Annotated in this window: 20 protein-coding genes; all 20 read left to right on the top strand. The window is 44.2% G+C overall.

The window, feature by feature from the left end:
• Positions 1-131: 131 nt before the first annotated feature.
• The 20 genes from ACR8BL_RS08665 (at position 132) to ACR8BL_RS08570 (ending at position 13,255) form a co-directional block, all read left to right on the top strand.
• Positions 132-1,082 (top strand): radical SAM protein, encoded by a 951-nt coding sequence (locus ACR8BL_RS08665; protein WP_434752232.1) that lies wholly within the window; start codon positions 132-134, stop codon positions 1,080-1,082.
• A 162-nt stretch (positions 1,083-1,244) separates the two neighbouring features.
• Complete coding sequence (locus tag ACR8BL_RS08660; RefSeq protein WP_434752231.1) at positions 1,245-2,261, top strand: phosphodiester glycosidase family protein; 1,017 nt, start codon at positions 1,245-1,247, stop codon at positions 2,259-2,261.
• Position 2,262: 1 nt separating this feature from the next.
• On the top strand, positions 2,263-3,276 hold the full coding sequence (locus ACR8BL_RS08655) for a GtrA family protein (RefSeq protein ID WP_434752230.1): 1,014 nt from the start codon (positions 2,263-2,265) through the stop codon (positions 3,274-3,276).
• Between the two features lie 208 nt (positions 3,277-3,484).
• Positions 3,485-4,198, top strand: coding sequence for an AAA family ATPase (locus tag ACR8BL_RS08650; RefSeq protein WP_434752229.1), 714 nt, complete (start codon positions 3,485-3,487; stop codon positions 4,196-4,198).
• A 59-nt stretch (positions 4,199-4,257) separates the two neighbouring features.
• A complete protein-coding gene (locus ACR8BL_RS08645) occupies positions 4,258-4,746 on the top strand; it encodes a cysteine hydrolase family protein (protein WP_434752228.1) in 489 nt (162 codons plus the stop codon).
• 449 nt (positions 4,747-5,195) lie between these two features.
• Complete coding sequence (locus ACR8BL_RS08640) at positions 5,196-5,579, top strand: hypothetical protein (RefSeq protein ID WP_434752227.1); 384 nt, start codon at positions 5,196-5,198, stop codon at positions 5,577-5,579.
• 231 nt (positions 5,580-5,810) lie between these two features.
• The gene (locus tag ACR8BL_RS08635; RefSeq protein ID WP_434752226.1) at positions 5,811-6,257 is read left to right on the top strand and encodes a LytTR family DNA-binding domain-containing protein; all 447 of its coding nucleotides are present in this window, start codon (positions 5,811-5,813) and stop codon (positions 6,255-6,257) included.
• Entirely contained in the window at positions 6,254-6,664 is a 411-nt protein-coding gene (locus tag ACR8BL_RS08630; protein ID WP_434752225.1) for a hypothetical protein, read from the top strand. The genes ACR8BL_RS08635 and ACR8BL_RS08630 overlap by 4 nt, the downstream gene beginning before the upstream one ends.
• Before the next feature lie 15 nt (positions 6,665-6,679).
• Positions 6,680-7,078, top strand: coding sequence for a hypothetical protein (locus tag ACR8BL_RS08625; RefSeq protein ID WP_434752224.1), 399 nt, complete (start codon positions 6,680-6,682; stop codon positions 7,076-7,078).
• Between the two features lie 18 nt (positions 7,079-7,096).
• Entirely contained in the window at positions 7,097-7,450 is a 354-nt protein-coding gene (locus ACR8BL_RS08620) for an immunity protein Imm33 domain-containing protein (protein WP_434752223.1), read from the top strand.
• A gap of 57 nt (positions 7,451-7,507) precedes the next feature.
• Entirely contained in the window at positions 7,508-7,852 is a 345-nt protein-coding gene (locus tag ACR8BL_RS08615) for a hypothetical protein (RefSeq protein WP_434752222.1), read from the top strand.
• Positions 7,853-8,051: 199 nt separating this feature from the next.
• Positions 8,052-8,564, top strand: a complete 513-nt coding sequence (locus tag ACR8BL_RS08610; protein ID WP_434752221.1) for a hypothetical protein — start codon at positions 8,052-8,054, stop codon at positions 8,562-8,564.
• Between the two features lie 32 nt (positions 8,565-8,596).
• On the top strand, positions 8,597-8,848 hold the full coding sequence (locus tag ACR8BL_RS08605; protein WP_434752220.1) for a DUF7660 family protein: 252 nt from the start codon (positions 8,597-8,599) through the stop codon (positions 8,846-8,848).
• A gap of 248 nt (positions 8,849-9,096) precedes the next feature.
• Positions 9,097-9,576, top strand: a complete 480-nt coding sequence (locus tag ACR8BL_RS08600) for an NUDIX hydrolase (RefSeq protein WP_434752219.1) — start codon at positions 9,097-9,099, stop codon at positions 9,574-9,576.
• Between the two features lie 11 nt (positions 9,577-9,587).
• Complete coding sequence (locus ACR8BL_RS08595) at positions 9,588-10,160, top strand: histidine phosphatase family protein (protein ID WP_434752218.1); 573 nt, start codon at positions 9,588-9,590, stop codon at positions 10,158-10,160.
• Positions 10,161-10,181: 21 nt separating this feature from the next.
• The gene (locus tag ACR8BL_RS08590) at positions 10,182-10,529 is read left to right on the top strand and encodes a GNAT family N-acetyltransferase (RefSeq protein WP_434752217.1); all 348 of its coding nucleotides are present in this window, start codon (positions 10,182-10,184) and stop codon (positions 10,527-10,529) included.
• Positions 10,530-10,596: 67 nt separating this feature from the next.
• Entirely contained in the window at positions 10,597-10,989 is a 393-nt protein-coding gene (locus tag ACR8BL_RS08585) for a hypothetical protein (protein ID WP_434752216.1), read from the top strand.
• A 108-nt stretch (positions 10,990-11,097) separates the two neighbouring features.
• The gene (locus ACR8BL_RS08580) at positions 11,098-11,637 is read left to right on the top strand and encodes a GNAT family N-acetyltransferase (protein WP_434752215.1); all 540 of its coding nucleotides are present in this window, start codon (positions 11,098-11,100) and stop codon (positions 11,635-11,637) included.
• A 64-nt stretch (positions 11,638-11,701) separates the two neighbouring features.
• Positions 11,702-12,346 carry a Type 1 glutamine amidotransferase-like domain-containing protein gene (locus ACR8BL_RS08575; protein WP_434752214.1) on the top strand — a complete coding sequence of 215 codons (645 nt, stop codon included), beginning with the start codon at positions 11,702-11,704 and terminating at the stop codon, positions 12,344-12,346.
• A gap of 15 nt (positions 12,347-12,361) precedes the next feature.
• Positions 12,362-13,255 (top strand): PhzF family phenazine biosynthesis isomerase, encoded by an 894-nt coding sequence (locus ACR8BL_RS08570; RefSeq protein ID WP_434752213.1) that lies wholly within the window; start codon positions 12,362-12,364, stop codon positions 13,253-13,255.
• Positions 13,256-13,279 lie beyond the last annotated feature (24 nt).

The raw sequence follows: 13,279 nt of genomic DNA, 5'->3' as shown, positions 1-13,279 counted from the left end.
TTTTATGTTTTTCTGTGCAATCCTCCCTAAACGTACATAATGTCATAGCCCCTGCGGAATATCTTTCGCTATAATTTTCAGGTTATCAGGACGTGGATCTGAAATGCTGAAAAGATATTAGGGGAGGGCATATGACGATTAGAAACAAATACAAAGCACTTGAACTGGAGACTCCCGGCGTCTATGAGCTTGAGGGGTTGGAGGTAGGGGTGACTTCGAATTGCAATTATAAATGCGATTACTGCTGCGCCTACAATCGAGATGATGGCGAGTGTATTAACAGCGCAGAGGTTATCCGAATTATTCGTGAGCTTCCACATCTCAAGCGGGTACGCCTGTCAGGCGGCGAGGTGACGCTGAAATATCAGGATTGTTTGGAGATTGTAACGTACTGTACGGCACATGGTATCGATACACAACTCAATACGAATGCCAGCCTTCTGACGGAGGACAGAATCCTTGCGTTACGAGATGCAGGTTTGTCCAACATCCATATTTCTTTCAATTATACGGATGCAGAGTCGTACGCTGCCTACTACCGTGTGCATCCACGCATGTATGAGAGACTGGAGCAAAACATCCGCCTATGCACGGAACTAGGGTTGGAAACTGTTCTCGAAACCTTGCTGTTTAAAGGCAATCAGGACGATATGCAGGCGATCAGCGATAAAGTCTATGACTTGGGTGTACGCATTCATGAGATCCAGAACAGCATCATGATGCCACATACCGACTGGAGCCAGATTGTCTCCAAGGAGTCGCTGGTTCAATCGGTCACAGCATTAATCGAACATAAAAAGCCGGATACGACACTCTATTTTACATGTATGGATCGGTTTGCCGAACGATTGAATCTGCGTGAACAGCCGGGGGTGTACTTCTCGAACTGTGTAGATGGTACCAAACAATTACACTTGCACGGCAATGGAGACATCCTGATCTGTGAGCTGTGCCATCCGGTGGTGATAGGAAACATCTATAACGGAACATCGCTAAAGGATATCTATGTGAAGCAACCGGCTGCATTGACAGACTTTTTGGAAAAGCGACCGTGTCCGGCCTATGATGCATTATTTATGTAACGTAATGGATTGAATAAAGCTGAGGTCTTCTGAATTCCTTTATTAGGAAACGGAGGGCTTTTTCATATGTGTTTTATTGCAATCTTACCTCACTCTTTCAGATTCATTTAAGTTATCCGGCCTAATATGGCATTAACACTTAAATGAAGAGGTGAACGTTACATGGTAAAGCTATTTGAAAAACTAACTCGGAAAGATCAACATATACATCCAGTTTCGCGAAAAAAACGCAAGTGGCTCACGATAACGATCATTGTAGTATTGGTGATTGGCGGTATCCTTTACAGTCTGGCTGATCGATATCTGATCCAGCATGTACAGGTCGTTGTTGCTGACGGGAACACAGCAGTTGCAAGTACAACTACGAATATAAAATCTTCAGATACAACAACGTCTACACAGCCTTCAACCGATGTGAATGCAACGTCAGATGACTGGAATTATACCAGTGATAATCTGAAGATCCAGATTAAGAAGGTGCAGACAGGCTCCGGCTCGGATCAGATTACGTATTATGTCGCTGATGTAGAGGCTAAGGACGCAAGAAGCTTACGAAGTGCGCTGGCGGACAATAGCTTTGGCACCAATATCACGGAGGACACATCGGAGATTGCCGAGACAAACAACGCGATCTTCGCGGTAAACGGTGACTACTACGGATTCCGTGATGATGGTGTCATTATCCGTAATGGAGTGTTGTATCGGGACAGCCCGACAAGGGATGCGTTAGCACTGTTCAATGACGGGACGATGCAAACCTATAACGAAAATGAAATTTCTTCTGTTAAACTGCTGGCAGAAGGGGTAACCAATACGTTATCTTTTGGGCCGATTCTGGTGCAGAACGGTGACATTACCAGTGATTTCAGCAGTGTGAAAATCGACAATAACTTTGGCAACCGCTCCATTCAGGATGCTAACCCCCGAACAGCTATCGGTATGATTGCCCCGAACCATTATGTGTTTGTTGTAGTTGATGGAAGACAGGATGACAGCCGGGGCATGACGCTGTCCGAGCTTGCCCAGACGCTGAAAGAGCTGGGTGCAACCGAGGCGTATAACCTTGACGGTGGAGGTTCATCAACCATGTATTTTATGGGTAGAGTGGTGAACAATCCGCTGGGACGAAATCAGGAGCGTGGTGTAAGTGACATTCTGTATTTGACGGAGGGGAAATAATATGACGATCCTCATTCCATCCTATGAACCTGACGTTCGTTTGTTGAACCTTGTGATGCAGTTGCAGACGTTCAAGCTTGGCCCTATTATCATCGTGGATGATGGCAGCGGGCCTGGATATCGCGGTATATTTGATACAGCAGAGGCATACGGTTGTATAGTACTGACTCATGAAGTTAACCAGGGCAAAGGGCGGGCACTGAAAACGGGTTTTCAGCATATTAAAGAGCATGGCCCACAGGCTGGGGTCGTGTGTGCAGACAGTGACGGGCAACATCTGCCCCATGATATTCGCAGGATTGTTGAGACGCTACTTACGCAGACCAGCCTTGGAATCGTGCTGGGGAGCCGTCGATTTACAGGCAAGGTGCCAGCTCGCAGCCGTTTGGGCAATGCCGTTACTCGTGCCGTATTTTCGCTAACAACAGGTAGCAAGGTACACGATACACAGACGGGACTTCGGGGATTCCCATATGCCATGCTGGACTGGCTGTGCCAGATTCCGGGGGAACGATTTGAGTATGAGATGAACATGCTGCTTACAGCGCATAAGGAACGATATGAAATTACAGAGCAATTTATTGATACCGTTTATCTGGATCATAATGAGTCATCTCATTTTCGCCCTCTGGCAGACTCATTCCGTATTTACATGCCGATTCTGATGTTCAGTACTTCTTCTCTGTTATCTGCCTTGATTGATTTTGGATTATTATTCATCATGCAGTATTTCACTCATCATTTGTTTCTATCTGTGGCTGCAGCAAGGCTCTGCAGCTCCATGTTCAACTACAGCGTGAATCGCAAATATGTTTTCTCCGCAGGCCGAAGCTCCAAGGTTCGGCAATCGTTACTGAAGTATTTCACGCTAATGCTGCTAGTGCTACTGCTAAACTACGGATTGTTATATTTTTATAATGAGAAATTGATTATCCCGCTGCTGGCAGCCAAGATCCTGACTGAAATCTCAATCTTTGTGTTCAGTTACTGGGCACAGCGCAGGTTCGTATATTAATCTGCCTGAAGATCGCGAACATCTTGTGTAGCTCCCAACCGCGGTGCCTTATTCCGTAAAAACGTGGTCAGCTAAACGGATGAGCAAAGCAAGGAGTGAGCCAATGGGCTCGCTCTTTTTTTGTGTGGAGCGGTTTCCAAATGATTGGGTTATAGGGTACGATGGATAGAGTAGTTAACGTGAATCAATCTAATACAGGAGGTGAAGCATGTATCTTCGAAGTGTTGAATTGATGTCGGACAAGATTGAACAACCCGGTCAATATCCCTTTAGTATTCCATCGATTCAATCCTTGGATCGGCTCTCGTTCAAGAACAACATTACGTTTTTCGTTGGTGAAAATGGATCAGGGAAATCTACGCTGCTGGAAGGCATCGCTCATCAATGTGGATTTAATACCGCCGGGGGCGGACGAAATAATGTATTTGAGACACATGCATCAGAATCTTCACTCGGAGACTACCTGAAACTAGCCTGGCTACCCAAGATAACTAATGGCTTCTTCTTGCGATCTGAATCATTTTACCAGTTTGCATCCCATGTCGATGAGATGCCGGAATCGCTTCGATATTATGGCGGACGTTCACTGCATGAGCAATCCCATGGGGAATCTTTTCTTAACTTATTCATCAACCGTTTTAGTTCGAAGGGCATTTATCTGCTGGATGAGCCAGAGGCTGCCTTGTCTCCAGCCCGGCAGCTCTCGTTGCTTAGAATTCTCCATGATTTGTCCAATAATTCGCAATTTATCATTGCTACACATTCGCCGATTCTGCTTGGATATCCAGGGGCGGAGATTTTAAGTTTTGATGATGGATGTATTCAAGAGATTACGTATGAGGATACAGATCACTATCAGATCACTCGCAGTTTCCTGGAAAATAGGGATCGAATGCTTCATGAGTTATTTCGAGATGATTAGCCTGATCAGGAGAGAAAGAACAACGAGGCAAATCGTTAAAAAGTTGAAGGAGCGATCGGATGAAAACAGGATTATTAATTATCGATATGCAAGAGAGCATCGTGCGTCAAAAGATGGATCAGAAGGCCATAGACCATGCCTGTGAATATATTAATCATGTAGCGAATGTGCTCCGCTCCAATGATCATGTGGTCGTGCATATTCAAGATGTGGAAGGCATGGAAGGAGCAGAACCCGAACAGTATCAGGTCATTCCCGAGATTGATGTGGATGGCGAGGATATCACAATCACCAAAGAGAGTTCCAATGCATTCTGGCAGACCAATCTGGAGCAGACGCTTAGAAATCAGGGCGTTGAGCTGCTTATCGTATCCGGTTTTGCCGCAGAAGAATGTGTCCTGTTCACATACAATGGTGCCATGGAGCGTGGATTCAGACCCGTGATGCTGCAGAACGGCATTCTTAGCACACATCCCGAGGCCATATCCTCCACATATCGGGATCGCAATGTGATCTCGTACCCGGTGGTCGATTATTTGATCGGATAACGGATGTCATAAACGGAGTTTACTGTTTATCCAAACGCTTATTTATTTTCAAAGGGGGAAAAGGAGGATGGATGGATACTACATTGCTTTATTGATCGTCTCCTCTCTTGCACAGGTCTGATCTGGACGATGAAAGGCATAAAGAATAAGTTACGGCTGATGGTGTTTTTCGGAGTCATTCTGACTCTGGCACCTGTACTCATTATTATGGGTTGGATGGCGTGGTTACCACTTGTAAGTTCCGTTGCGCTTGTTGTTTCTTTGTTTGTGCGGAAAGAGGCAAAAGGGCATAAGCAAATGCCCTGCTGATAAGGGAGAGAAGAATCGCATGGAAAAGGCATTCGTTTGGTGCATTATGAAGAACGATATCATCAGGAATTAACCCGGTTTACGCTAAAAATGAACAAGTTCACTTTACGGCATTGCCTGTTGATGTGATCGATGAGGCTATGATGAATTCTGACAAAGATCCGATTATTATTTTACATCAGGATGTGCCTGTGGGGTTCTTTGTTTTACATAAAGGTTCGGAAGAAGTTGTCATGGTGATGCAGACGGAGCCAGGGGAGTATCGATTCAGAATCAAAAAAATAAATCAAGTTCAAATTCAGTTTATGGTGTACGAGATGCATGACAATTTTAGCTCACAGGTGGTCACAGAAGGGACTTTGCTGATGTCAGAGGAATTAACTCTGGTTAAGCTAACGAAATTATTTTACCGGGAATTCAGTAAGATGAGGGACTTAGGGCTAGAGGAATATAAGACTCGATGGAGCTATGAATTCCCTAATGATGCCTATGAACGAATTGGCCGAGTTGTTCAAATTAAGTAAATCCGGAGAAACGTGGCGAACGATGAATGAGTGGGTTCGGCAGCATCAAGACTTGGTTTTAGAGGTTAAGGGAGAGGCATAAAAAAACGAGCTAAAGGTCGTAAAACTACTCTGAAGAGTAGTTTTTTTGTTTTTAAATGCAACATAACAGCAGGTTCATGCAACAAAACGCAATATCGTGGGAAGTGTGCTAGCGGATATGTAATATGAGTGGTGAGAGGAGGACAGCATGTGAAAGTCATATTTGAAGAAAATCAGGAGATGCAGCCTAACGAGGCAAAAGTGATTACTCACCCAGCAGATCGACCAAAGTGGGCTCGTATTCGGGAAGCGATTGGTCAATCCGAGACAGAACTGGTCGTGATTCAGGCGAAAAACAATCGTCAGGTGAAGATTAGACTTAGCAGCGTCATTGCCATTGAATCGGAAGATCGCATGTGCGGGGTACGGGTTATTACAGGAGAGAGGTACTTGCTGAACCAACGTCTGAAATATGTAGAAAAAGAATTTCGAGATACTTCGTTCGTACGAATCAACAATCAGACGATGATTAACACCACATATATCAGCAACTTTTCAGCTGTGGAACATGCCAGAATTCAGGTTAACCTGACCGATGGCTCCAGCTACTCCGTCAGTCGGTTTTATATCCAAAACTTTAGGAGGAAACTATCATGATACAACAGCTTAAACAATCATTTTTTCAAGTATTTACAGTCAAAACACTCTGGGTGACTCTACTGCTGACGTTGTTCTACCGCGACCAATCGATTCAAATGTCGTTTCTGTGGAATGTGGCAGGTATTTCGCTCATTACAGCGGTGTTGTTCGGGGTGATGTACAGGGCACTCTGGAGCCATTTTACATTAAAGCCCATATGGAATATCGTTATCTCTTCTACATGTAACATTGCCGGAGGCATGCTCATCATTTGGTTGTTTTCCAGAGAAATGTTTGAATGGATCGCACCTTGGTTCCCTGGAATGTGGCTACTATCTATTGTGCTACACGTTATTGCATTTTATTTTTATGCTAGAATAGATAGCAGGAAAAAGGCGGAAGAGTTAAACGACATTCTAAAGTAAGCAAGGTGGACAGAGATGAATGAAGATGAGCTTTTGCAAATATACGGACTGGAGCCTGACAAGAAACATCGGGAATCGATTCGTAAGTTGGTGCATCAAGAAATGGAAAATCGGGAAGCAGAGGATCATGAAGTTCTCAAACTACTGTGCATCATGTTGTTTGCTATCGGTAGCGTAGAGGACACAGAGCTGATCTGGCAGGCCAAGCGAAAAAATCAGGACGCAGGCAGTTATATTGATGTGCAGCTACTTTGTGGTGCAGGATTTGAAGAGACAACAGTGTATCTGGCCAAAAAGGGCGGCGAACAAGCGAATGAACAGTTGCTATATCTTAGACAGTGCGAGCCATATGATTTTGTGGAGTTTTCCAAAGATCAATGGTTATCAGGATACAAAGCCTATTACGGTATCTGATGCCAAAGAAGGAGGGATATGGTGAAGCAGGAGAGCGCTATACACGTACAGAAGCAGCTGTGTGAAAAATACAATGCAGATTACGTCCCGAGTGAACCCCATATGAAGGTGGGGATTGCCTGGAACGTGAAGGAGAAGCGTGAACCCATCCATGGGATGCGAATCCAGCCAGAAGGCGATACCACAGGTTGGTACATTTGGGCCGAGGAATATTCGGCAGCCGATGATTTCTTTGTACCGCTACATGTTGCACATATCGATGAGTGGAATGAGAAGATTAATCGATATCTCGGACTTGCTCCGGGATGGAGGTTCTTGATTGCCGAGGATTACGAGGATGTATGGTTTGATGAAGGGCTGCTTAACAGATAGGAAAAAGGTATTGAGTTTTAACACGATGTGAAGGTTTACGAAATGAGGTCAGCTAAGATGGTAATTCAGCATAGGAAAACTAGAACTAGAAGCAGAAGATTACAGATTGGCGTTGCTGTGATGGCTCTGGTGGTTGGAATTTTGGCACTAACGAATCCAAATGAAAAAGATTTTGAGGCATGGCTTGAAAGTGAGTATGGAATTCATGTTTCATATGATGTGATTGATGGTAGAAGGTTTACCGAGCAGACTTCTGATGGTGAGAAGAAGCTTCAGTTTGTTAATGGACATTCACGAAAGTTGGGCATTTTATCAACTTACCAATATCTTTTGAAAGATGAGGATGGGAAGGAGCTTCAAGTTAGGGGTACAGGGATATTGAATAGGTTTGTAAATAAATAATTGAGTTAGCGCGCTTGCATATAGCATGGATATCCATGCAGGCAGCGTGTTTTTTTGTGTCAGGGGGAATGTATTCTGGAAGTAGACTAGTTTCCATTGCATTCGCAAATCCCACATTATGGGTTATGATGTACCTGGGAGAAAATTTGACAGCGACAGGAAGTCATGGGTTGAAAACGAACTGGGGGAGTGAAGTGGAATGATCCGTAAGTTAGCCTTGATTCTTGGTGTTATGATGTTGCTTGTAACGGCTTGTCAGAGTAAAACAGAACCTGAGGACGCACAGAAACCAGGTATCCCGGTAAGTACGAATGATGAATCATCTGTGGATGAAGATGAACCAGCAGTCTCTTTGCCACAAGATGAAGTTGTCCCGCCTGAATATGTGGATGAGAGAAAGTATTCTGGTGATGAGCTGGAAATTGTCAAACTAATGAATGCACGTATGCGTTATTTATATGAACAAGATGAAAAGGGATATATGAGCCTGTTTGCCCCGGAATCTCCAATCTCAGTCATGCCGAATCATACAGTCCGCAAAATTACCTCCATGGGTGACATTATGATTACCGAACAAAAAAAGCTCTATCAAGGTGTTGTAATCATTACGGAATTGAAAGAAGGGGACATCGAGGACAGCCCCATCATGGTATTTTGGAAAAAGAAAGCGGATGGTGATGCTGCAAAGTGGATCATTGCGGACATCGATTAACAAGTACAACATGAAAGAAGGTATAGAACCTGGTGCAGAAGACGTTATTTGAGCTTGTGAATGAGGTGCAGGATGAAGAGAGTTTTATTGTTTTTCTGAGTGCGTTGAGCAAGGATCGGCAAGCCTGTCCCGATGAATGGCAGCATGATTCGATAGAGTCATTTTTGGAAGCTGCGGCAGATTGGAGCCAGGAATCCGTTAACGGATTAACGCATTATGAGAAACCTGATAACTCCTGGAAGCGCTGTGCACAGATCATGTACATGGGCAAATTTTATGAGTAATTGGTAGAACTATGGGCAACTAAGAATGATACATAACGGAGGTTATATAAGATGATGGAAGTTGTAGAGATAGGTTTGATTGTTGTACTGGTAATGTTGTTCGTCCTGGGTGGGATTAGTAAACGTAAATCATTCATCAGGTGGGGGTTCGCAAGCCTCCTTCTACTAGTCGTGTTGTTTATTCCGTCGTTTGTGAGCGGATTCCAGAATGGATTGGTTGAGGGATGGGCGGCTAGATGACTGATGCGTTGAACAGAAATATATCGTATATGCAAGACAACAGCCGGTTTAACTTTCGTGTTGCCGGTATCGTGATGGATGCGGACAGAGTTCTTTTACATCAGGCGAAGCAGGATGATTTCTGGAACTTGCCTGGCGGGCGGGTGGAGATGAATGAATCAACAGAGGATGCGATTCGACGCGAGATGATGGAGGAGCTTGGCGTGTCTATCCAGGTAGAGAGGCTGGCATTTGTTTGCGAAGACTTTTATGAGTACGATGGCAAGGATATGCATGAGATGGGATTCTATTATGTGATCTCTTTGTCCGAAGGGCGTTCCTTTTATAATGAACCACAGTTTAATGGTTTGGAGCGCGATGGCGAATTAACGTTTCGCTGGTTTCCGATCCAAGAGACAGAGCAGATGGAGATTTATCCTGTTTTTTTGCGAAAAGAACTTGTTAATCTTCGTGAGGCGAGTGGCATCAGACACTTCATCCAGAAATAGAGGGGTAGCGAGTGGATATTACATTTATTCGTCATGGTCACGCGGAGCATTTGTTGAATTATCCGAAGGAGCTTAACCGATTACACCCGGGGCTAACTGAACAGGGAAAGAAACAAATCGTAGCCTTACGTAAAAACATCAACATAATTCCTCACGATACTATTGTGGTAAGTCCAACGAAACGCACCCTTGAAACGGCAGCATTATTAACGCCGAGAGAGCGTGGTAGTGCGGTAATCAGCCCCTTGGTTGGTCCAAGAATGTTTCCTCAAGATCCGAAGTTTACTCCTTTAGGCTGTGACCAAATCTATTCAAGGGCAGAACTCAGCGTATTATATCCAGATAAGCAATGCATAGATGTTGGAGTAGAAGCTTGGGAAGAAAGCATAAATCAAATGAATACACAACAGTTCACACGATTAGCAGAGCAATTTCTGGCATGGTGCAGGAAACAGACGGGCCATACGTTCATCGTGTCACATGATGGTACGATTACGAATTACAGAGTGCTGTTAGGTGAGCATGACCTAACCAGAGATGATTTTCTGGGAGAAGCAGGGTACTACACAGTCCGCGATGTTTAGCTTGAGAAGGAGACATGTTTGATGATGCTGTTTCAGCCGATGCAGACACAAAGACTGCATATGAGAGAGTTGACTTTGGCCCATCAATTGATCGGCACAGCAGGTTTTCACTGTTGGAATCCGAACGGCGTACCATCCAGCGCAGAGATCGGGTTCGATCTAGCCCCTTCTTATTGGGGGAAGGGGCTGATGCAACAAGCATTAAAGACCTTGATCCGGATGGGATGGAACGTCATGAAATTGGATTGGATTGAAGCAACTGTGGAGCAGGAAAATATTCAATCACAGCGACTCCTGGAAAAATTAAATTTTGTGAAGTCGGACGAATTGAAGGACGGTCTTTTTTATTACACATTACATAGGAAATAGGCTGTTTATCGTTAGTGACTGATCTTTCGAAATCGAACGGTACATTCTGAATCAATAGGGGGTTCACATGAAGACCATTTCCCTTTCATTTTCGATACTATTAGCCAGTTTTATTTTGGGGATCTCATTTATTATCGGCTCTGTACTGCTCTTGAATCAGGACAAAGATCAAAGTAGTGGAACACTGAATCAGATAGCGGAACAGCAGGCGCTCTTGTCTGACAAGGTTTTGTTGACATTGAAAGAGACGGCCACATATTTGGGCATGAACGAAGATCAGGTAATGAGCATTATTAAGACCGAGCAGAGCAGTTTGAATGCTTTTCACCACTTTGAGGGGAAAATGTTTCCCTTTATCAAAATTCAAGATCAGTTTTATGTAAGCCGGGTTGAACTGGATTTGTGGATACAAGATGCTTCAAGCAACCATCGTAGATATATTAATGGGCAATTGCAATAGCTCCAATATGCAACGCTATTAATAGCTTTTGATTATACTTGCATATCATTATTTTTAGAGAGGAGATATAAAAGGAGAACTAGTTTAGTTTAACTTTTATAAACGATCATGGAAATCATCGGACAAGAGATTAAAATTACGACCATAACCGAGCAGGATATGGATTTTATATGCAAACTGGAATGTGATGCAAGCTTGTGGACTTATGAGGAGAGTGTGGAAACGAAGGAAGAGGATGTGAAGGAGAAGTACCGGAGTCACTTCCCCGTTGAGGGCGAGACACCGTATGCGTATGATTTTGTTATCCGTCGCTTGAATGATGTCAGTGATACACCAGTGGGTATCGTTCAAATGTGGAGTTACGTTGATTTTCGTAAAAGCTGGGAACTTGGTTTCGCGGTTTTGCCTGAATATTCAGGCAAAGGGTACGGAAGCGAGGCGACCCGGTTATTGCTGCAATTCGCTTTTGACGAATTAAAGGCACATAAGGTCGTAGGCATGTGTAATGCCGAGAATATAAGGTCAGCTGCTTTAATGCAGCATGTAGGCATGACAAGAGAAGCCATTTTCAAGGAAGAATTATGGTGGCAGAATAAGTGGACGGACCAGTGTTTTTTCTCCATTTTGGACAGAGAGTTTAAGAAGTAGGAAATGCACGTAATTCGGTAGTAACAAGCTAAGACACGCCTTAATAATAGAGGGGGAGAATCTAATGGTCAGGCGTAAACTGGTTTTGCTTAGCGATCTGTATTTTGAGCCCAATGATGAACTGAATGAGGGAATTCGAAGCTTGTTCCAGCAACAAAAGCCTTCAATCGGTTACATCCCTTCCTGTTCCGACCCGCAGCGAATTTATGTCGAGCACACTCGGCGTTTTTATCGCCAGTTTGGGATTGAAGATGTGCAGTATTATGATCTCGATACCGAGTATGAGGAAAGCATGCTGGACTCTCTTTTCCGAAGTGATGCGATTCATTTATCTGGCGGGAATACGTTTTATTTTCTAAGTTTGCTACAGCAACGAAATATGTTTGAACAGCTACGTTCCTATGTCAGTGACGGTGGGACTTTGATTGGGGTTAGCGCGGGCAGTATTCTGATGACACCTACGATTCGAATAGCTGGATACGGTGAGGATGCAGACGAGAATTCGATCGGTTTGACCGATTTACAAGCCCTTGCCCTTGTAGATTTCGAGTTTGCACCTCACCTGGATCGTTCGGAAGAAATGATGCAATCATTCAGAGAATACGCTCAAAATCATCAAACCAAAGTATATGCGTGCCCGGATGGTGGGGCGGTTGTTGTTGAAAATGAATCACTTGAATTATACGGCGGGGCAATTCCTGCGTTGTGAGAGGATGAAGAGTAGATGCGTGCTATCCAAGTGTACCACTATGAAGCTTTTTCAAGCATTCCAGGCAAGGGCAACCCGGCTGGCGTTGTTTTTGATGCAGATCTTCTGAGTGAAACTGCAATGCAGCAGATTGCTCATGCTGTTGGTTTTAATGAGACGGTATTTGTATTGAAGTCTGAAACGGCCGATGTTCGATTGCGTTATTTCACTCCGGGCCACGAGATTAATCTGTGTGGTCATGCGACTATGGCGGCGATGTATGGGCTTAAGACACATGACTTACTACAAGGAAAAGATTCCATCACGATTGAAACGAACGTAGGTATATTACCAATTCAGTTTGAGCAACAAGGTGACACATGGTTGATGGAGATGAAGCAGGATCAGCCACGTTTTGTTCCCTTTCAAGGCGATGTAGAGAAACTGGCTAAGGCCATTCATCTGACAACGGATGATTTGGATATGACCATGCCCATCGTATATGGAAGTACAGGTACGTGGACGTTATTAATTCCGATTCGTCGTTTAGATGCATTTGTTAAAATGAAATCGGATTCTTCTCAGTTCCCGGACATTTTATCTGAAAATCCCAAGTCATCCTTACATCCATTCTGCTTCGAAACTCGCGATGATGATGCCCTGATGCATGCAAGGCATTTCTCTTCGCCATATTCAGGCACAACGGAAGACCCTGTCACAGGCACCGCATCAGGGGTGATGGGGGCCTATTATTTGACGTATGTGAATCCAGAGATTCATGAGGTTGATTTTACAGTGGAGCAGGGGCATGAGATTGATAGAGATGGCAAGGTTCAGGTGAGCATACGTCGGGAGCAAGAGGGAATAGATGTCCGAATCAGAGGCACGGCTGTTTATGTTCGGGAGATGACTGTGGAGATAGACAGTTGAAGTGATGACAGAAGGAGAGAAAGT

Source organism: Paenibacillus amylolyticus (assembly GCF_051136285.1).
GTDB classification, from domain to species: Bacteria; Bacillota; Bacilli; order Paenibacillales; family Paenibacillaceae; genus Paenibacillus; species Paenibacillus amylolyticus_F.
Note: the sequence above shows the minus strand (reverse complement) of the source record. Positions and strands in the feature narration are given on the sequence as shown.